The sequence below is a fragment of the Shewanella sp. 30m-14 genome (genome assembly GCF_052977125.1).
The window spans coordinates 16,584-38,113 of record NZ_JBRILW010000038.1; the positions used below are offsets into that span (position 1 = coordinate 16,584).

The window sequence follows — 21,530 nt, forward strand, 5'->3', positions numbered from 1 at the left end:
GCCGCTCATTAGAGCGGCCTTCTTTTCGCTTGTTGTTAGTCTACAAACTAAGCTAATACTTCTTCTAATGCTTTAAGGCAAAGAGCGACGTTTTCGCGGCGCGCACCATAACCCATCAAGCCGATACGCCAGGCTTTACCCGCAAGCGCACCAAGACCAGCACCAATCTCAAGGTTGTAGTTTTCTAATAACTGCTTTCTAACCTTAGCGTCATCAATGCCATCTGGAATATAAACAGCATTCAGTTGAGGTAAGCGCTCAGCTTCTGCCACCACAAATTTAAGCCCTAAACGCTGCAAGCCGTGACGCAGCACTTGATGCATATCGGCATGACGCTGCCAAGCAAGTTCGAGCCCTTCAACTGACAATAAGCGTAGTGACTCATGTAGTGCATAAAGCGCATTCACTGGCGCTGTATGGTGGTAGCTTCGCTTACCATCACTCGATGCATCCCAGTAACCCATCACTAAGGTTTGATCTAAGAACCAGCTTTGTACTGGTGTCTTACGTGCCTTTAACTTGGCAACAGCTGCAGGCGAAAACGACACTGGCGACAAGCCCGGCACACAAGATAAGCACTTCTGGCTACCAGAATAAATAGCATCTATGCCCCACTCATCTACAAGTAGCTCAACTCCACCTAACGAGGTCACCGCGTCGACTATCGATAGACAATCATGCTGTTTTGCCAGCGCACATAAGGCTTTAGCATCTGACAGTGCACCGGTTGAGGTCTCTGCATGCACAAAAGCTAAGAATTTTGCATCAGGATTTGCCGCTAATGCACTGGCAACTAAGTCGGTATCTACCGCCTTACCCCACTCATTATCAACCACAACCGCAACGCCGCCGACACGCTCAACGTTCTGACGCATACGCTCGCCAAAAACGCCATTACGGCAAACAATCACTTTTTCACCGGGCTCAACCAGATTAACAAAGCACGTTTCCATACCGGCACTACCAGGCGCAGAGACAGCAAGCGTCATCTCATTTTTAGTCTGAAAGGCATACTGGATAAGTGCTTTAAGTTCATCCATCATCTCGACAAATAGCGGGTCTAAGTGACCAATGGTCGGCTTAGATTGAGCAGCGAGCACCTCAGGGTATACATCTGAAGGCCCTGGCCCCATCAAAGTGCGACGTGGCGGATTAAATGGCTCGATAAAAGGTGCGGGTAACATGATATTTCCTCTAAAACTTCTCGTTTTGATAAGGTTAAGGTGTGACCGCTGCCATGCTGCTATAACGATACATATCGCCAAGCCTAGGTGTTAGTCAGTCTTTAGTGGAATATTATTATTGTTCTATCTTAATCAGCGTAAAAAACGACTCGAACAAAAAGCGAGTTAAGCAACCATACTACAGAATATGTTCCAATATTATCAACTTACTAACCGATAAAAATTATTTCCTATTTCCCAAGGTATACCCGCCCATAAAAAAGGCAGCATCATAGTCAATGAGGTTGCCTTTTTGTTACCTAACCCGCTAATTACGATTATCTAAAAATAAGCGGTAGGCTGGGCTATGGGTTTCCTCTTGATAGACGAAACCTAACTCAGTTAAAAACTGCTGAAAAGCCAAAGCATCACTTTGTGGCACTTCAAAACCCGCTAAGACTCGACCGTACGCCGCGCCGTGATTACGATAATGGAACAAACTGATATTCCACTTACTCTGCAAAGTCGTTAAAAATTTAAACAGCGCACCTGGGTGCTCCGGAAACTCAAAACTAAATAAACGCTCCTCTAATGGCTCCGGCGGATGCCCACCGACCATATAGCGCACATGCAGTTTAGCGGTTTCGTCTTGCGACAGGTCTTGCACTTCAAAGCCTTCAGACTCGAGATTCGCGATAATCTCATCTAGCTCAACTTGCCCTTCTGTCAACCGAATGCCAGCAAACACCACCGCCTTGTCACGACTGCTAAAGCGGTAGTTAAACTCGGTCATGGCGCGCTTATCCAGCAACTCACAAAAACGCAGGAACACTCCCGGACGCTCTGGCACTTTAACCGCTAAAATTGCCTCTTTTTGCTCGCCTAATTCACAGCGCTCTGACACATAACGTAAGCTGTGAAAATTCACATTAGCGCCACTTAAAATAGCGCCCACTTTCTCGCCTTTACCCTTAGTGCCAATGTATTTTTTCAGCCCCGCTAGCGACAACGCGCCGGAAGGTTCAGCAATCGCACGGGTGTCTTCGAAAATATCTTTCACCGCCGCGCAGATTTCATCAGAGGTCACGGTGATCACATCATCGACATACTCACGGGCCAACCTAAAGGGCTCAGCGCCGATTTGTTTAACCGCAACGCCATCTGCAAATAGACCTACTTGCGGTAAGATCACCCGCTCATCAGCCTCAAGCGCCGCTTTTAAACACGCTGAATCTTCAGGTTCAACACCAATAATCTTTACCTGGGGCATCACCGCTTTGTAATAAGCAGCAACACCGGCAATCAGGCCACCGCCACCAACTGGCACAAATACCACTTCGAGATCGCGCTGCTGTTGCACCATCTCTTGCGCTACCGTGCCTTGGCCAGCAATCACAGCTTCATCATCAAAAGGCGCGACATACACTCGGCCTTCATTCTTAGCAAGGCTCTGTGCATAAGCGTTGGCTTGATCGAACGCTTGCCCATGAAGTACCACCTCACCGCCTAAACGCCTTACCGCATCCACCTTAATATCGGGGGTCGTTTCAGGCATCACGATAACCGCACTAATACCACGCGCCGACGCCGACATCGCCACGCCTTGAGCATGATTACCGGCAGAGGCGCAAACCACGCCGCACTCACACTCCTGGGCAGTTAACTCAGCAATTTTATTGTAAGCACCACGCAGCTTAAACGAGTGCACAGGTTGCAGATCTTCACGCTTTAAAAAGACCTGACAGCCCAAACGCGCCGACAACTTATTAAGGCTCGACAGCGGGGTGACTTTAGCCACGTCGTAAACCGACGACAGTAAAATTTTCTGCAAATAATAATGGGCTAAATCCAGTTGCGATTGTGATGCTAGAGCCAACATAAACTACCTCTTTTATCCGGTAAAATAGCTTAAACCAATTTGCTGGCATCGCGCACAGCGCCTTTATCGGCACTGGTTGCAAGTAACGCATAGGCTTTAAGCGCCAAAGAAACTTGTCTTACACGACCAAGTGGCTTCCACGCATCTTTGCCAAGCGCTTCCATCGCCGTACGGCGCGCCGCGAGTTCAACATCGCTTATCGCAAGCTTGATGGAACGGGCTGGAATATCAATCTCAATGCGATCGCCGGTTTGCACCAAACCGATAGTGCCCCCCGCCGCCGCTTCTGGTGAAACATGGCCAATGGATAGACCCGAGGTGCCGCCCGAGAAGCGACCATCTGTGATAAGCGCGCACTGAGTACCTAGGCCGCGAGATTTTAAGTAACTGGTTGGATACAGCATCTCTTGCATACCCGGGCCACCTTTAGGGCCTTCGTAACGAATAACCACCACATCGCCAGCAACCACTTCACCGCCCAAGATCCCAGCAACGGCGTCATCTTGGCTCTCATAAACCCGAGCACTACCGATAAAGGTGTGGTTTTCAACTTCAACACCCGCGGTCTTAACGATACAGCCATCAAGGGCAACGTTACCCGATAGCACAGCCAAACCACCTTCTTGGCTAAAGGCAAACTCACGGCTACGAATACAACCTTCTTTACGGTCATCATCAACACTGTCCCAGCGGCAATCCTGGCTAAAGGCTTTAGTGGTTGGGATACCTGCAGGCCCTGCTGAGAAGAACTTACGCACCGCGGCATCATCGCTTTGGGCAATGTCATATTTAGCTAATACCGCGGCAAGGTTTTCGCCTGCAACGTGGTAGGCGTCATTATGCAATAAGCCCGCACGATCAAGTTCGCCTAAAATCCCCATAACACCACCCGCGCGGTGTACATCTTCCATGTGATATTTAGGCGTAGACGGCGCCACTTTACAAAGGTGGGGGACAAGGCGAGACAGACGATCGATATCTGCCATAGTGAAATCAACTTCCGCTTCATGCGCAGCTGCTAACAGGTGTAATACGGTATTACTTGATCCGCCCATGGCGATATCCAGCGTCATCGCATTTTCAAACGCGTTAAAGTTGGCGATATTGCGTGGCAATGCCGATTCATCATCATGCTTATAATAACGAGTCGCTAAATCCATAATACGGCGACCCGCCTCAAGGAATAACTCACGGCGATCAGCATGAGTTGCAAGCATTGAGCCGTTACCCGGCAAAGATAAACCAAGCGCTTCGGTTAAACAGTTCATCGAGTTGGCGGTAAACATGCCAGAGCATGAGCCACATGTTGGGCACGCGCTGCGCTCAATCTGTTCACTATCTTCGTCGGAGACGCGATCATCTGCCCCAGCCACCATGGCATCGACCAAATCGAGTTTAATGATGTTGCCTGAAAGCTTAGTTTTACCCGCTTCCATTGGTCCACCAGAGACAAATATCACTGGGATATTCAGTCTGAGTGATGCCATCAACATGCCAGGGGTGATCTTATCGCAGTTTGAGATACACACTAATGCGTCGGCGCAGTGTGCATTAACCATGTATTCCACACTATCGGCAATGAGTTCACGTGATGGCAAGCTGTACAGCATACCGCCATGACCCATGGCAATACCGTCATCGACTGCGATGGTATTAAACTCTTTTGCAATACCACCCGCTTCTTCAATTGCGCCTGCAACCAAGGAGCCCATATCTTTTAAATGCACATGGCCTGGTACAAACTGAGTAAAGGAGTTAGAGATAGCGATAATCGGCTTACCAAAGTCGTTATCTTTAACACCCGTCGCGCGCCATAATGCACGAGCGCCTGCCATATTACGGCCTTCGGTACTGGTTGCTGAGCGTAGTTTTGGCATTGCTTTATCCTTGTTTTAAAGAAGGGTTGAGGTCCTAGGTCCTAGGTCCTAGGTCCTAAAAAATCTGTCACACCTTCTATTTTCTAATTCGTTAACCTGAGATATCGTTCTCAGCTTTTATGTTTCGTCTAAGCTTTCCGGCTCTTTACCGTCTTGGTTCGTCCGGCCTTTCCGAACGCGGTTCATCTTAGCTTATGCTTTCCTAGGACCTTTCTTAGCTTTTCCTAACACCTAGGGCCTGCTTTCCCGGCCTTTCCGTCAGTGAGCAAGCGAACGTTCCGTTATCCGTTAGCGAAGCGTTCGTCTTAGCCTGTGCTTTCCTAGGACCTTTCTTAGCTTTTCCTAGCACCTAGGGCCTGCCTTTAACCTTCTAAAGCCTCCAACCAACCCCATTTATCTTCGGTTTCACCGCTAAACAGGCCGAAGAAACTCTGCTGGATCTCTTTGGTGATCTCGCCGCGTTTACCACTGCCCACTTCGATGCGATCAACACTGCGCACCGGTACAATTTCAGCTGCAGTACCTGTCATAAAGATCTCATCAGCAAGATACAAAAACTCGCGTGACATCTGCTCCTCCACCACTTGATAACCTTTATCTCTGGCAAGGGTCATAATAGTGTCTCGAGTCAGCCCCATCAGAATAGCGGCTGTTGCTGGCGGGGTGTAGATCTTGTTCTTTTTTACCACAAAAATATTGGCACCAGCAGCTTCGCTCACTAATCCATTGGTATCAAGTGCAATACCCTCATCGAAACCATTACGCTTAGCTTCAGTAGAGATCTGCAAAGACGATAAATAGTTACCACCAGCTTTGGCACCGGTTGGAATGGTATTGGGCGCGAGACGATTCCAAGAGGTTACCGCCACATCCACCCCGGCATCCATGCTGTCTTCACCTAGGTAAGCTCCCCACGGAAAAGCGGCCACTAATAAATCGCACTGAGCATCTTTCGGTGGAGTGATCCCCATGCCCACATCGCCATAAAAAGCTAAAGGACGAATGTAGGCACTCTTTAAGCCATTATCTAATACTGCGTCGCTACATGCCTGCATGACATCCTCGAAGCTGTAAGGTATTGGCATACGGTAAATTTTTGCTGAATCAAACAGGCGCTGAACATGCTCTGTTAAACGAAACCCTGCAGGGCCACGGTGAGTATCATAAACTCGAATGCCTTCAAAAACTGACGTGCCGTAGTGCAGCGCGTGAGACATAACATGAACCTTAGCATCACCCCAAGGCATCATTTCACCATTGAACCAAATTAACTCTGCTGTTTTAGCGGCCATATTCTCACCCTTTATGTTGTTCTAATGCTGCTGTGGTATTGCTTACCAATACTTGGCAATCAATCACATCAATAAGCTTATTTATTTGATTAGTTAGTAAGCCGATTTCACGCTCACTTTCCACCAGCATATCGATGCTGGTACTGTTATTACTATTGAGCTGCATGCTCAAGTTAGCGACCTTAAAGCCACGATGGCGAGCTACGCGTAGCACGCGCTCTAACACTTCAGGTTGTTGCTGCACGTTTAACGCTAATGAGTAGTTGTTCATATTCAGGCTCTCCATCTTGCTTTATCGCTCATGCTCTTATGCTTATGCTAAATGCTTAAATGCTTAAATGCTTAAGTGCTTAAGTGCTTTAGTGCTTTGTTTCAAACTCACCGCTTTTTGCCGTTAAGTTTGCTTATCCATCTCTTCCATCATGTCCTGGTTTGACGCCCCTGGTGGCACTAATGGCCAAACGTTATGGGCATCATCAATCGATACATGCAGTAAAAAAGGCCCTTGGCTATTGAGCAGTTGATCCAGCCCTGCTTCGACCTCACACGCTTGAGTAATATTACGACCCGGGATATCAAATGCCGATGCCATCTTGACGAAATCAGGGTTGTCAGACAGATCCGTTTCACTGTAACGCTCTTCAAAAAACAGCTGCTGCCACTGCTTCACCATGCCTAGTTTTTGGTTATCAACCAGTAAGATTTTGACCGGTAACCGCTTACGCTTGATGGTGGTGAGCTCTTGCACATTCATCATAAATGAGCCGTCCCCCGAGACCACAACAACAGTCGCATCTGGGCGCGCCACTTTAGCGCCTATGGCAGCTGGCAAGCCAAACCCCATAGTGCCTAGACCCGCACTGGATAGGTGATCTTCTGGGCGATTGAAAAACATGTGCTGCGCTACCCACATCTGATGCTGGCCGACATCACAGGCCACTACACTATCTTGGGGCAACTTATGCGCAAGACGATTAAGCATAGCAGGGGCGTAAATAAGCTCGCCCGGACGGTCATAACGCCATTGATGCTCATGCTTCATCTGCTCAATCTTGGCTTGCCACGGTGCAAACTGCTCGCCTAAATGTTGAGTTAACAGCGGTAAGATCTGGCGTAGGTCACCCGCAATTGCCACTTCTGGTAGACGTAACTTGCCTAGCTCCGCAGCATCGATATCAAGATGGATCACCTTCGCGTTTGCAGCAAAGCTGGCTAAACGCCCTGTCACTCTATCGTCAAAACGTGCCCCCACCACTATCAGCAGATCGCACTCTTGTACCGCAAGGTTAGCTGCCTTTGAGCCATGCATGCCCAGCATCCCCAAATAACCCGGAGTCTCTAACGTGATTGAGCCTAACCCTTTTAGGGTGGCTACCGATGGGATCCCGGTGATCTTGATAAACTCACGAAGTGGCTCAACCGCGCTCGCCATGCCTACACCACCACCCACATATAGCATGGGCTGCTTTGCTTGTTCGATAAGTTGGCGCGCTTGCTTAATCTGCTCTGCAGTGTGCTCTGGCTCCACGCTAACCGCTTGCAATGGCGTCTTGTATTCAAGCATGGCAATTTGCACATCTTTAGGAATATCAACTAAAACAGGGCCTGGGCGACCCGATGCGGCTATCTCGAAAGCTTTATATAGTGTAGGAACTAACTCATCGACATGGGTCACCATAAAGCTGTGCTTAGTACACGAAAGTGACAGACCTAAAACATCGATCTCTTGAAAGGCATCGGTGCCGATAACCGCAGTAGAAACTTGCCCCGTAATGGCAACCACTGGCACAGAATCTAACAGAGCATCAGCCAATGAGGTCACCAGGTTAGTCGCACCGGGGCCTGAAGTGGCAAAGCACACACCGGTTTTGCCACTCGCTCTAGCGTATCCCACGGCAGCAAACGCCGCGCCTTGCTCGTGTCGGCTTAGAAGGTGCTCTACTGGGCTGCCGTAGAGGGCATCATAAATCGGCATAATCGCGCCACCAGGGTAACCAAACACAGTGGTCACGCCGTGTGCGGCAATCGCCTTTATGACTGCATCTGCGCCTCGTATCATCTGCCCTTGCTCCATCTGCCTCTGTTCCATCTATCAGCGCTCCATTACAATTAACTTATTTCTTAAGGGATTAGATAGAAGCTTTGCTTTTACTAAGCCCTTAAACGAAAAAACCCCCGTTCCTTTCGGAGCGGGGGTTTTTGCAATCTTAAACCTAGTTTAGGTGTGTCGATTCCATATGCGCGGCCCCCGCTGTGATTTAATAATCACCACGGTAATAATCACAATAATGAGCTGGGCAGCTTGGTTAAACATATTCGACTGGCTTCCTAATCAGGGTCTTTGCTTAAATTCAGTACATTAAGGAATAACACAAAGCCTATAAAAAACACAATAAAAAACTTTTATCATCAAAAATTATCATCTTGTATAAGCGGTTTAGGCCGCCAACTGCATCGAAATAAATGATGTTCTGCCTGACGTAATTAATGTCATTAAGGTATTAATCGTTAATGATTTATAGAAAAAATTTTTGCCTCTAATGCCGATTTAAGACACCAAGAGTCTGCACAAACCTATGTGTAGACTCTTAGTAAAAAGTCATTAGCTTTCTTCTACGATACGCTTCATTTCAGTCATGTAACCGCGAAGCTCTGCACCCACTTCTTCAACTGCTGTGTAGCGAATTGCCGCGTTGACTTCAATTAAACGTACGTTATCGACGCCATTGCTGGTGTCTTGCAAACCACCACCTAGGTACTCGGCAGACATATTAGCAACGTAGTCTTTTAGCAATGGTAATGCCGCATGGTTGAATAGGTAACAGCCGTATTCAGCGGTGTCTGAAATCACCACGTTCATCTCATACAAACGCTTACGTGCAATCGTATTAGCAATCAGCGGTGTTTCGTGCAGTGACTCATAGTAAGCCGACTCTTCGATGATGCCCGCTGCAACCATGGTATCGAACGCCAATTCCACACCGGCTTTGATCATCGCAACTAAGAAAATACCTTTATCGAAATACGCTTGCTCATCGATATGTTCATCGCATGTTGGTGCATTTTCAAAACCAGTGTCGTTGGTTTCGCTACGCCACTTAAGCAAGTTCGCATCGTCGTTAGCCCAATCAGCCATCATGGTCTTAGAAAATTCACCGCCAATGATGTCGTCCATATGCTTTTCAAACAATGGCTTAAGAATAACCTTCAACTCTTCAGCCATATCAAACGCTTTGATTTTTGCAGGGTTTGATAGTCGGTCCATCATATGAGTGATGCCGCCATGCTTCAGTGCTTCAGTGGTGGTTTCCCAACCTTGCTGAATAAGCTTGGCCGCGTAACCAGGCTCGATACCGTCGGCAACCATCTTCTCGTAACCTAAGATTGCGCCCGTTTGCAGCATGCCGCACAGGATAGTTTGCTCACCCATCAGATCTGATTTCACTTCAGCGATGAAAGAAGAATGCAGTACACCAGCGCGATCGCCACCAGTTGCACTGGCATAAGCTTTCGCGATATCAAAACCTTCACCCTTAGGGTCATTCTCTGGGTGAACGGCAATCAGTGTTGGTACACCAAAGCCGCGCTTATACTCTTCGCGCACCTCAGTACCAGGGCACTTAGGAGCAACCATGATAACGGTGATATCTGGGCGAACCTGCATGCCTTCTTCAACGATGTTGAAACCGTGAGAATAAGACAGGGTTGCACCTTGCTTCATCAATGGCATCACAGTGTTAACAGCGTTAGTGTGTTGCTTGTCTGGCGTCAGATTTAACACCAAGTCCGCCTCTGGGATTAGCTCTTCGATAGTGCCAACACGGAAACCATTACCCGTCGCTTTCTGGTAAGAATCACGTTTTTCGCTAATGGCTTGCTCACGCAATGCAAAAGAGATATTTAGACCTGAGTCACGCATATTCAAGCCCTGATTAAGGCCTTGAGCGCCACAACCAAGAATAACGATGTTCCAACCCTTGATAAAGTTGCAGCCTTCGCTAAATTCACTGCGATCCATAAAGCGGCATTGAGCCAGCTGCTGTAATTGTTGACGCAAATTCAGAGAGTTAAAATAGTTAGCCATCTGATATACCACCTTGATTCTGGACAGTTAAACGGGCCGACTCGATAGCGAGTCACGCTGTGATTGAACTCACTATAGCGCAAGCATTTCATTGCTTAAAATGATATATTCGAAACATCACGTTGCATTTTTTGCAACATAAAGCTTGTCGGCACTACTAACGGAGAGATCACTTTGGATATTCGAACCATCAAGCTATACCTGCATCTTGCCGATAGTTTGCACTTTGCTAGAACAGCCCAGGCCATGCATGTGAGCCCATCGACCTTAAGCCGTGCCATGCAAAGGCTAGAAGAGGAAGTGGGGGCGCAGCTGTTTCAACGTGATAATCGCAGTGTGACGTTAACCAGTGCAGGCATAGAGTATCGACACTTTGCCGAGTTAACCTTAGATCAGTGGGCAAAGCTTAAAACTAAGATCGATCCTAAGCAGGACATACTCAGAGGTAAGCTCAATCTGTACTGCTCAGTAACAGCCGCCTATAGTCATCTCCCCGGATTACTGGATCGCTTTAGACGTGAGCACCCGCAAGTTGAGATAGCCCTCACCACTGGTGATGCCGCGAATGCGGTTAATGAAGTGCGCAACAACCGCGCCGATATCGCCATCGCCGCGCTGCCCGATCCGTTTCCCGATAATCTGCACTTTGCCAAAATTGATGATGTGCCTTTGTCTATTATCGCCCCCACCTTTAGATGCCAAGTGCAAAAGTTATTAACTGAATCTTATATCCCTTGGGACAGGCTGCCCTTTATCGTGCCGGAGCATGGACCTGGGCGAAAGCGTATCGATAACTGGTTTAAGTCATTAGGCCTAATCCCCAATATCTATGCTCAGGTATCAGGACAAGAAGCGATCGCTTCTATGGTGGCGCTCGGTTGTGGAGTCAGCATTACGCCAGAGGTGGTGATCAATAACAGTCCGGTACGCGACCGTATTCAGCTGCTAACATCACCCATAGACATCCCACCCTTTGAACTAGGCTGCTGCTGTAAGAGTAAACGGCTCGATGAACCGGTAATAGCAGCCTTTCTGCAAGCGATATAACTGAGTACGCCATTGATATTAGAGTCATACGCCATCAATATCTGCTCATATTGAATTAGGTTGCTGTTGTAAGAGTAAACGCTTACAACAGCAACTGATTAAGTCATGTAGGCAAGTTAAGCCCAAACCTGATTCAAAACAAAAAACTAAGGCTCCAGCACAAACGAGGTTCTTTGCGTTAACAGCCATACACCACGAAGCGCTCACTTCGTTTGCTACACAGAGGACACGAAGAAAAGCAAAAGCTCGGCATTGCTCTTCTCCGTGCTCTTCGTGTTCTCCGTGGTTCATTCTTGTCTTTCGAAGTCTGCTGCGGCTAGTCTTTTCGATTGTCACGAACGCCATCAATAATCAGATTACGCAGCCAGCGATGGCTAGGGTCGAGATTAAAGTGTTTATGCCAAACTAACACATAGGCACCTGGATCAACATGCACTGGCACATCGAGGCACACCAGATCATAGTTAACCATCATCTGCTGGATATACTTTCGTGGCGCGCACAAGATCAGATCGCTGTGCTCACATAGATCCATTGCGCAATTAAAGTCGGTCATGTTAACCGCGATATCACGCTGCAGATGCTCTAAACGCAGTACATCATCAAGCAACCACTGCTCCAAACCACCAAAGGCCACCTGCAGGTGACGGTATTTGAGAAAAGTCTCTAAGTTCCATGGCTCTTTTAGCGCAGGGTGATCGCGTCTTAACAAACACACTGGGTAGTCACGAATAAGCTCTGCCGCGCCTAACTCCTCCGGCAAGTTATTCATATGCAGCAAAGAACGTTTATCCCACTCACGGCAGATAATGCCCATATCAATTTCACAGCGTAATAACTGTTCCATACTAGAATGCGACCAAGTATGGCCATTAATGCTCACCTGCGGCGCTTGTTTTAGCAGCTTTGGCATAAAATAGGGGTAAGTCAGTGAGTAAGCCGTTTCAACAATATGCATTCGAAAACGACGTTGACTCTCAGCGGGCTCGAAGGTGCTAGGACGAGTAAATTGATCCAGTTTTTGCAGCACATCCCGCAGCTCAGGGGCTAATTGCAGCGCACGAGGCGTGGCCTTTAAGCCATAAGCTGTGCGTTCAAATAGTTGATCGTCGAAGGTTTCTCTCAATTTACTCAACTGCTTACTCACCGCAGACTGACTCAAATGCAGTCTCGATGCCGCCGCAGTAACACTCTGCTCTTCAAGCAGCACTTCTAATACTCGGAGTAAATTGAAATCCAGCTGTTTCACAATCAACCTTCTAGGGATAGCCTAAGATATATCTGGCTATAATAAAGAGTTTACAAACTAACGCTATGGATATTTATTTAATTAAGGCTCAACACTCGACTAACATTAGTTTTAGTCAAGCGCCTTAACAAGCCGCAGTGATAGCTGTGAAATAGTAAAGGCTAAAAGCCACAGAAAATGGACAATGATAATCTCAATATTCATTTTCTAGTCAGCAAGGACTGAGGAGGGGCAATTGAAAATGAAAAGTAACAAGTAACAAGTAACAAGTAACAAAAAATTTGTACTTGACTATTATGTAGATAAAAAACATACGTATAATTAATGACACTCAAGCATTAAAAGTCATATCAAAAACACTAACAATAAAATAGTTAAAACCCATAACCCCATCATTGAAATGGGGCTAAAATTAAAGCATAAAAATAAATCCAACACCAATAGATATAAATACAATCAAACCAGCATCTAAATCAATGACAATAATCAGACTATAAGAACCGTTGTGACAAAGAGCACGCTCTTATCAATAGGAAATAAAAAACTCGTTTAATGGTCCTCGCTTAACAGTAAGTATTAGTTACAATGATTTTTTCAATCAATCTGATCTGTTGCAACTCTAACTTTCGCTCTTGATTCACATAAATAGCAATGGGGCCATCAATATTCCCCTCAGTCGGTCCAGCGCACTTTTCCAGCATTCCATTATTCAAAATAATCTGTTCTGGCAATAGACCAATACCCATTCCACGCTCTATCAATTTGCATGAAAAGTCTGGTGTATCTATCACCATTACTTTTCTAAAATTGGGGTTGTTATACATACACTCGCTTAAGTCATGCCAGTGATTCCACACATCAGAATGGACGAAGGTAGGTATAGGTGAAGTAAATTCAGCCCCCCTCTTTTGAGCCCAAAAAAACTTCAGGTTATCCAACTCATCAACATACTCAAATATTGGGTGATTATGAAATATGCCTTCGGTTATAACGACATCGACCTCACCTGAGTCCATCCAACCTTTAATCGTTGCCAGCTCACCGGTATTAATTTGAATAAAGAATTCTTCAATAAAATCAGGAGTAAGCTTTGCTGACAAATACTTTTCATACAATCTAGGTTGAGTCGCGATTTTAATAACTGACTTTCTATTAACCTGAGATAAGACCAGGTTAAACTCACTCGTTGTCTTAATAACAGCCTCAGCCTTCTGGTAAAGTTCACTACCTGCTTGGGTAAGTCGAACCCCATGACTTTTCCGTTCAAACAACTTAGTACCGATTTTTTTCTCGAGAGAAATAATACTCGAACTAATGCTTGGCTGTGTTGTTTTTAAAAAAACTGCGGCTTTTGAAAAAGAAGAAAACTTTGCCGAATAATAAAAGTGATGAATTACCGTATTGTTAACCATAGTACTATGTGCTCTAAGTCTATATTTTTATAGTTATGAGATTGCAATCAAACGCATGTTAATTAGCTAAAAATAATCCTAGTAAATAAAGCCAATAAATTATCATACTTCACGCTATCCATAGCGATAACAATACGAACAATAGCAGGTATTCCATTTTTTTATACCACGATATATCAGATAAGCATCACAAACTAAGAACAGAGTGATAAATATCATTACCACGAAAATAACTACAACAAATTAGTGGAATAATAATGAAAAGAAGAGAATTTCTAACCAAAAGCATGGGAGTCACAGCAGCCATTGCTTTGCCATTTTCCGCCACTGCTGTTACATCAGCTAATAACTGGGATCGCGAGTATGATTTAATTATCGTCGGTAGCGGTTTCGCAGGTTTAGCTGCTGCATATTCAGCAAATAAAGCTGGATTAAAAAACATCTTGGTTCTTGAAAAGATGGAAACTTGGGGCGGAAACTCTGCTATCTGTGGCGGTATTGCATGCATGCCAAATACTTCACTTCAAAAAAAACATGGCATTGAAGACTCACCAGAGCTCATGATTAAAGATATGGTGAAAGCGGGTCGCGGATTTAACCACCCAGAGCTATGTAAAACACTCGCAACCCAAGCTCATACCGTATACGACATGCTCATTGGTTGTGGCGTCGAATTTAAAGATAAAATTATCCGTCTTGGGGGGCATAGCGCTCCAAGAGCACATATTCCAGCCAATGCATCGGGCGGTGGAATCGTAGTACCTATGCACAAGTACCTTGCCAAAAAAGGCGTTCAATTCCAAAATCGCACTCAAGTTACTACCTTGCTTCGTGATGAGAATAACGCGATTACCGGTGTTGCCGTTCAAGAGAAATTCGATTTTGAAACTGAAAAGTTCAAAGGTGAGCAAACCTATAAGTCACGCCATGGCGTGGTGGTTGCCACTGGCGGCTGGGGTCAGGACAAGAAATTTGTTAAGACAACTATGCCTATCTATGCTCACCTAGAAGCTACCGCACATTCTGGCGCAACGGCAGGCATGATCAAGTCACTGCTCGCTGTCGGCTCACTGCCAATCATGCTGGACATGTATCAGCTTGGCCCTTGGGCTTCTCCTGACGAACGTGGAGCCGGGCCCGCCTCTTTCTTTGCTGACTATTCATTCAGTGAAGGCATTGCCATCGATCCAATGACAGGCAAACGCTTTATGAATGAACTTGCCGATCGCCGTACACGTGCAGAAGCGCAACTTCTTGTGTTGGAAAAAGGCAGTAAAGATATGCCTAATTATCCATTTACCTTCTGTAGCGAAGCCACCACCAAACGTGCCGAAGGCTTTACTGGCGCTTATCGTGATGGAGCGGTTAATAAGTCTAACTCTGTTGCAGAACTGGCTAAACGTCACGATGTTGATGAAGCGACACTCACCCAATCCATCGCCGATTGGAACGAGATTGTTGAGGGTAAGCCTGATCCATTTAATAAACCGCTAGATAGAAGAACCGAGTTAAAACCACCATTTTACTCACTTAGATTGTCACCTAAGTTGCATTATTGCATGGGCGGCGTAGCCATAACCCCTAACGCTGAAGTTATCGATGCCACCACTTGTGAGCCGATCAAAGGCCTATTTGCTGCGGGTGAAGTAGCCGGTGGTACTCACGGCATGGATCGCTTAGGTGGTTGCTCGTCAGTTGATGGTTTAGTTTTTGGTCAGATTGCAGGCAGAACGGCAGCAAATTATAAGGCGAATGCATAATGAAAACCTCTTTTGCCGTTGCAGTCATCGCAACTCTTCTATCATGCAGCGCTTTAGCCGCAAAACCGAATATTAAACAACACCATATCGACGCCCTTGGCGCAGATATGAATTGCCGTACCTGCCATACAACCAAAGGCGCATTTGAACGCCCGAGCGATCAAGCTTGTATTGATTGTCATGGCGGCATGCATGATATCCCTACCCAGCCAAATCGCTTTGATAAAAACCCACACAATTCGCACCACTATGAAGATTTGCTTGAGTGCATGGTATGTCATTCTGAGCACCAGCCTTCAAAAGATATTTGCTCCGACTGCCACAAAGTCGAATTTAACAATCTTAAGTAAATGTATTATCAATTAGAGAATTAAAATGAAGAAAAGTATATTTGCATTACTCGTTGCAGCCAGCCTACCTCTATCTGCCAATGCAGCCACACACACTATAGATGGCCGCTCGCTGACAGTTGATCAATTATGGGAAATATCCCAACCGGGTGAAGATGTCACTATTTCTAAAGCTGGCTGGCAGCGTATTAACGCTGGCTATAAGGCTCCCATCCATGCTGCAGCAGATGGCCGCTCAATTTACGGTTTAACCGTAAACTACGGTGCACTAAAAGATCAGCGGGTTGCCGGCTCTTCTGTAGAAGATGAACCCAACTTTACCGCATCAATTAAGTTCAACGAACGTCAAATGCGCATTCAAGCTGCTGGCGTCGAGCCATTCTTAGCTGAGCGTGAATCAAAAATGGCGATGATCATTCGTCTTAACCAAATGGCTGCAGGCTACACTGCAATGAGCACCGAAGGTGCCCAAGCATTTATGGACTACATTAATGCCGATGTCACTCCGCTTATTCCAAGCCGTGGATCATCAGGTGCCAACGACTTAAGTCTAGCGACTCACATTGGCTTGTCTCTAATGGGCGAGTGGGATGTGATGTACAACGGCGAGCGACGTGATTCAAAAGAAGTACGTGATGAGTTAGATCTTAAGCCATATAGACCTTTTGGCTTAGACGGTATTTCCATTTTATCTAACGGTAACGTGGCTGAAGCCCAAAATATTGCAGCAGTTAAAAAAGTAGAGCACCTACTTGAGATCTCACCCATTATTATTGCTTCTTCACTAGAAGCCCTTAACGGAAACGTATCACCTTTCCTTTGGCATACCGTTGACACCAAAGGTTGGCCACAAGGTCATGAAGCTGCCGAAGCGATTCTAGGCGCGTTAAAAGGTTCATACTTATGGGATTTAGATAGCAAGCGGAATCTGCAAGACCCTTTATCATTCCGCTCATCAGGCTACATCCTTGCGACAGCAAAAGAAGAACTACGCCAAGCGAAAGAACTGCTTAATACTGCGATTAACCACACCACAGACAATCCTATTGTTAACACTGAGGCTCGTGATGACTTATGGTATAGCAACACACCAGCGGTGAACGCATTGCGTGTGGGCGATGACAGTGTTTTTGTTAACTCTGGTGCAAATTTTGATAACACACAACTTGCAGTGCAAATGGAGTCTCTAGGCCGCGCTTTAGCACAAATTATCCATATTTCTGCATGGCGTACCACTCAACTTGATGATGGGCACCGTACCAACTTACCGACTTACCTTATCGCGAAAGAAAATGTCGGTGGTGATGGTTTTGCCAATATAGCCCAATCAATGTCAGGACTATATGCAGAAGCGATGACCTTAACAAACAGCGCAACACTCTACGGTATTCCTACATCTGTTGGCATTGAAGAAACCTTTAGCAACGTAAACTTAATTTCTGACCGCGTTGAGAAGATGGCTGATATTGGTTACGAGATCTATGCCTACGAAGTTCTGCATACGACACAAGGTATGGAGATCCGCATGAGAGACCAAAACAAGCAGATGGGCAAAGGTACAAGCCACTTAATCGAACAGTACCGTAAAGTTGTTCCATTTGTAGATTTAGATAGAACTTATACACCGGATATCAATAACGGCATCAAGTTCCTTAAATCATATTCAGTCCTGCAGCAATCTAAATAACAATAATGAAAACTAGAAGTAGATGATAAATTTAGCCATTGATTTTACTCCCTAAGGCTATAAATCTTTGCTTCACCTGCTCGTTGTAATCACTGACTCTGAGTTTTGTATCAGTGATTACAATGAACTCAGTTTCGAGGCGAGTTAATGCTGCGCATAACACGCTTTATATCGACATCCCTGCCCTGCTTCCTCATAAAGCAGATACAAAAATGCCTTCCAATTAGGAAGGCATTTTCATCGGCTAATCTAGTATCAACTCTACACTAGCCTACAGGACTCTTTTCAACAGTAGCTTTCAAACAAAAGCCGAGGCAACAAAACGCTTAGTCGTTATCGTTATCAGCTTCGATTTCGCGAGCAATGTTTTTGCCGTTCATCACCACACCTTCAACTTCGATGCGTTGCTGGGTAATCGTATCAAACGTAATTCTGTCTTCATATTGCGTACTTGCATCTACGAAAACGGTAACGCCATTGATAACAAAGCTTTGGGCCACAGAATCAGTAGTTGTAGCAAAACCTTCTTGCTCAAACTCTTTCCAGTTACCCGTGTTGTCGTTACCCGTTGAGCTGTCATCATCGAACTCAACTTCGGTCGCCACTTGCTGCGTACCTTGCTTAACTGAAGTCACTTCAACTAAGGCACCTTGTTTAAGATCAGCCTTCAAGCCATCTTCAAACTTAGTCTGGTTGTTAACAACAAAACGGCCTTGGTAGTTAAGTTCAAACGCAGTTTGTTGTGCGTCAACCCAAGTCACAATACCTTCAACTTCGGTGTCGTTAGCGAGATCGCTATAGTTTTCAACTTCAACACTTGTTGCTTCAAGTGTATTAAGGTTCATTGTGCCTTCTACTTCAACCCACTGGCCATTAGCAAGCACGCCTTCAATGTTGTGAGCTGCAGTGCCAGAGTAATCAACTGTTAGTGCTGCACCAAGCTTGAAGCTTTTAGCGCTATCATCTAAACCCGATAACAGACCTTCCACTTCATAGTGGCCAACTAGGTCTTCATTTTCAAACTTAACGACAGATAACACTTTATAACCAGCATCAGCGGTTGGTAATGACGACACCATCACCCAATCACCTAACTCAATTTCGTTAGGTAACTTGTAGGTTAACGTCATACCGTTAACATCAAATGTACCCGCAGCAGGGTCGATTGCTGTCACTTTACCGGTAATGGTTGGCTCAAGACTTACTTGAACAGCAGCCGCTTTTTGCGCAGCACCAACTTGCACCATCATATTAGGCTGCAAATCGTTAATATTTAGTTTAACGTCACCGTAAGATACGCCAGCAACATCATAGCTATAACCGTTTACAACAACTTTATTTTGCGCAGCATCGACTTTATCAATCGTGCCTTTAACCGCTGCAGGAGCCGTAACTACACCGCCGCCGTTATTATTATCGCCACCAGTGTTACCATTGTCAGAAGAACTATCGCTTCCACCGCCACAAGCAGTTAAAATCAGAGCAATTGTTGAAACTAAAGCTATTTTTTTCATCTAAATACCCTTATTTTGTAAGATGATTATCAAATATGGCTGTATGTTAAAACTTGAACCGTGAAGCGATCGTGAAGAAAGATAAAATAATTTATGAAAGTGCTAATTGTTGATGACAGCCATAACCTAAGTGAAACAATCGCCGACTACTTGGAACTAGAGGGCATGGTGATTGACTGTGCCTATCACGGTGAAGCGGCAATCAATTTACTATCTGAAAATAGTTACGATGTGATTATTATGGATATCATGATGCCAAAACTTGATGGCATCAGCGCAGTGCGTAAATTACGCGAAGACCTATACTGCAACACACCCATTTTGTTCTTAACAGCCAAAGACAGTCTCGAGGATAAAGTCGCCGCCTTTAAAGCGGGAGGTGATGACTACTTACTCAAGCCCTTTGCCATGGAAGAGCTCAGCCTACGATTACACGCGCTTAGTAATCGCGGTCCACGCCAAGATATAGGCACACTGATGTTTGCCGACATCAAGATTAATACGCAAACAGATATTGTGACTCGCTCAGAGTTACCCATTAAGCTCAGCCGTATTCAGCTGAAGATATTAAAAGTGCTGATTAAGCGGGCACCGAGTATTGTTAGCCGGCAAGATGTGAGCGATGCGGTTTGGGGCGATGAATCCCCTCCAAGTGATGCACTGCGTAGCCACATATACGGTCTACGTACTGCGCTAAATAAAGGTTTCGAACACTCACGATTAGAGACAATACATGGACAAGGTTACCGCCTTAAAGCATAAGCAGTTCCCTAGCATCTACCGAAAGATCCGCTGGAGTTTCGGTTTGATGACTTTTGCCATGTTCAGCTTATTTTGGTCGCTTATTTATATTGCTGAAAACCAAATTGAAAAGATCAGCCTGAATCACTGGTTAGACACAGAAGTATATCGCTATAAGCAGGACTACAAGCTTTATGGTGATAAAACCGTCCTGCCCAATACCAATGAATTCACCACCTATTGGAGTGAGCAAAACATTCCTGAATGGCTCAAAGCTTATACTTCTCCAGGTCTATATGAAAAGTTAATCGGCGAAGAAGACAAGCACTTTATTGTTACCCTGCACCCGTCGAATAGAGGGTTAATGTATGTTGTGTTTCAAGATGATGCCGATGACTACCTTGATGAGTACGAGGAGCACTTACACGATTACATTCTCATTCTAGGGCTACTTATCGGTCTATTAATGACGATATATAGTTTGTACTTTATCCGTACCCTATCCAAGCCGCTGACGATAATTGAACACAAAATCACCCAAATGGCGCCAGATGACCCCGACTTTAGCGTTGATACCCGTTTTGTCGAAACCCGCAATATCGAGCAAACACTGCTAGATAGCCGCAACGATATCAATGGCTTCTTTCAACGTGAAAAGGAGTTCAGTCACTTTGCCTCCCACGAGCTAAGAACCCCTATCACTGTGATAAAAGGTTCAGCCGAGTTGTTGGCAAAAATCCCCGACCAGCACCCACTGGCCGTCAATGCGGTAAAGCGGCTACAGCGAGCCAGTGACGAGATGCAGGTACTCACCGACACCTTTCTACTTTTGGGTAAAGAGTCGATTAGCCAACGTTACTATGCCGATGTCAGCCTAGAGGACGCGCTACGTAAACAGCTGCTCGAGATGAAAGAGTTATTTGCCAGACAAGATACTTGTTACGACTTAAGTGTAAACGACGCCGAACTCATCCATGCACCACAGAGCTTTATTGCCATCGTGCTTAACAATGTCATTAAGAATGCTTTTAGTTACAGCGTTGGCGATATCGAGATAGTGCTCACAGGACATACGTTAACGATTACCAATCGCCATGAAGGTAATGAAACTTACAATGCCGGCTACGGTGTTGGATTGGTTATTGTCGAGCGCATCTGTGAACGCATGGGGTGGGATTATCTGCCTCAAGATAATGGGGTTGAGTTTTGCACAACGTTGGTGTTTTCTGCCAAAGGGGATGCCCTTTAGGCATGATTTCATTTGCGTGAAACGGACGCAGGCTTTCAATCTACAGCGATGAACCTTTAGATTCTTCATCGCTTGAATCTTCAAACCAACTTCCTACATTGGTGGTTCCAATAGCCTGCGGCCAGCGTATATGCAGAGGTTTAGGGTTTCATTGGCGTGAAACTAACGCAGGCTTTAAATCTACATCGATGAACCTTTGATTCACCAATTCTTAGGCTAAGTTTGA

General features: G+C 45.6%; 16 protein-coding genes. 6 read left to right on the forward strand and 10 right to left on the reverse strand.

Annotation, left to right across the window (positions count from 1 at the left end):
* Positions 1-47 precede the first annotated feature (47 nt).
* The 7 genes from ACVBIU_RS19530 to ilvC all read right to left on the reverse strand — a co-directional run bounded on the left by ACVBIU_RS19530 (position 48) and on the right by ilvC (position 10,295).
* A complete protein-coding gene (locus ACVBIU_RS19530; protein ID WP_447164572.1) occupies positions 48-1,184 on the reverse strand; it encodes a pyridoxal-phosphate-dependent aminotransferase family protein in 1,137 nt (378 codons plus the stop codon).
* A 307-nt stretch (positions 1,185-1,491) separates the two neighbouring features.
* Complete coding sequence (gene ilvA / locus ACVBIU_RS19535; RefSeq protein ID WP_447162136.1) at positions 1,492-3,042, reverse strand: threonine ammonia-lyase, biosynthetic; 1,551 nt, start codon at positions 3,040-3,042, stop codon at positions 1,492-1,494.
* 29 nt (positions 3,043-3,071) lie between these two features.
* Positions 3,072-4,919 carry a dihydroxy-acid dehydratase gene (gene ilvD, locus ACVBIU_RS19540; RefSeq protein WP_447162137.1) on the reverse strand — a complete coding sequence of 616 codons (1,848 nt, stop codon included), beginning with the start codon at positions 4,917-4,919 and terminating at the stop codon, positions 3,072-3,074.
* 362 nt (positions 4,920-5,281) lie between these two features.
* Positions 5,282-6,211: a branched-chain amino acid transaminase gene (locus tag ACVBIU_RS19545; RefSeq protein ID WP_447164573.1), complete on the reverse strand. Its 930-nt coding sequence runs from the start codon at positions 6,209-6,211 to the stop codon at positions 5,282-5,284.
* 4 nt (positions 6,212-6,215) lie between these two features.
* Complete coding sequence (gene ilvM / locus ACVBIU_RS19550) at positions 6,216-6,482, reverse strand: acetolactate synthase 2 small subunit (RefSeq protein WP_447162139.1); 267 nt, start codon at positions 6,480-6,482, stop codon at positions 6,216-6,218.
* Between the two features lie 123 nt (positions 6,483-6,605).
* A complete protein-coding gene (gene ilvG / locus ACVBIU_RS19555) occupies positions 6,606-8,285 on the reverse strand; it encodes an acetolactate synthase 2 catalytic subunit (protein ID WP_447164579.1) in 1,680 nt (559 codons plus the stop codon).
* 528 nt (positions 8,286-8,813) lie between these two features.
* Entirely contained in the window at positions 8,814-10,295 is a 1,482-nt protein-coding gene (gene ilvC / locus ACVBIU_RS19560) for a ketol-acid reductoisomerase (protein ID WP_447162140.1), read from the reverse strand.
* A 174-nt stretch (positions 10,296-10,469) separates the two neighbouring features.
* Here ilvC and ilvY point away from each other — a divergent pair, with 174 nt between their 5' ends.
* On the forward strand, positions 10,470-11,342 hold the full coding sequence (ilvY, locus tag ACVBIU_RS19565) for an HTH-type transcriptional activator IlvY (protein ID WP_447162141.1): 873 nt from the start codon (positions 10,470-10,472) through the stop codon (positions 11,340-11,342).
* Positions 11,343-11,658: 316 nt separating this feature from the next.
* On the opposite strand, the gene ACVBIU_RS19570 is transcribed toward ilvY, so the two are convergent.
* Positions 11,659-12,594, reverse strand: a complete 936-nt coding sequence (locus ACVBIU_RS19570; protein WP_447164580.1) for a LysR family transcriptional regulator — start codon at positions 12,592-12,594, stop codon at positions 11,659-11,661.
* 560 nt (positions 12,595-13,154) lie between these two features.
* Positions 13,155-14,003 (reverse strand): LysR family transcriptional regulator, encoded by an 849-nt coding sequence (locus ACVBIU_RS19575; protein ID WP_447164574.1) that lies wholly within the window; start codon positions 14,001-14,003, stop codon positions 13,155-13,157.
* Positions 14,004-14,260: 257 nt separating this feature from the next.
* Here ACVBIU_RS19575 and ACVBIU_RS19580 point away from each other — a divergent pair, with 257 nt between their 5' ends.
* From ACVBIU_RS19580 to ACVBIU_RS19590, 3 genes are read left to right on the forward strand one after another with little or no spacing between them, the layout of a single operon-like run.
* The gene (locus ACVBIU_RS19580) at positions 14,261-15,763 is read left to right on the forward strand and encodes a flavocytochrome c (RefSeq protein ID WP_447164575.1); all 1,503 of its coding nucleotides are present in this window, start codon (positions 14,261-14,263) and stop codon (positions 15,761-15,763) included.
* On the forward strand, positions 15,763-16,113 hold the full coding sequence (locus tag ACVBIU_RS19585; protein ID WP_447164576.1) for a cytochrome c3 family protein: 351 nt from the start codon (positions 15,763-15,765) through the stop codon (positions 16,111-16,113). Before ACVBIU_RS19580 ends, ACVBIU_RS19585 begins: the two co-directional genes overlap by 1 nt.
* 25 nt (positions 16,114-16,138) lie before the next feature.
* Positions 16,139-17,800, forward strand: a complete 1,662-nt coding sequence (locus ACVBIU_RS19590) for an HAL/PAL/TAL family ammonia-lyase (protein WP_447164577.1) — start codon at positions 16,139-16,141, stop codon at positions 17,798-17,800.
* A gap of 326 nt (positions 17,801-18,126) precedes the next feature.
* Here ACVBIU_RS19590 and ACVBIU_RS19595 read toward each other — a convergent pair whose 3' ends face one another.
* Positions 18,127-19,314: a DUF5666 domain-containing protein gene (locus ACVBIU_RS19595; RefSeq protein WP_447162142.1), complete on the reverse strand. Its 1,188-nt coding sequence runs from the start codon at positions 19,312-19,314 to the stop codon at positions 18,127-18,129.
* 93 nt (positions 19,315-19,407) lie between these two features.
* Between ACVBIU_RS19595 and ACVBIU_RS19600 the strand changes: the two genes are divergently transcribed.
* Together ACVBIU_RS19600 and ACVBIU_RS19605 are read left to right on the forward strand one after the other, a co-directional pair.
* On the forward strand, positions 19,408-20,076 hold the full coding sequence (locus tag ACVBIU_RS19600) for a response regulator transcription factor (RefSeq protein ID WP_447162143.1): 669 nt from the start codon (positions 19,408-19,410) through the stop codon (positions 20,074-20,076).
* Complete coding sequence (locus tag ACVBIU_RS19605; RefSeq protein WP_447164578.1) at positions 20,048-21,304, forward strand: sensor histidine kinase; 1,257 nt, start codon at positions 20,048-20,050, stop codon at positions 21,302-21,304. The genes ACVBIU_RS19600 and ACVBIU_RS19605 overlap by 29 nt, the downstream gene beginning before the upstream one ends.
* Positions 21,305-21,530: the final 226 nt, after the last annotated feature.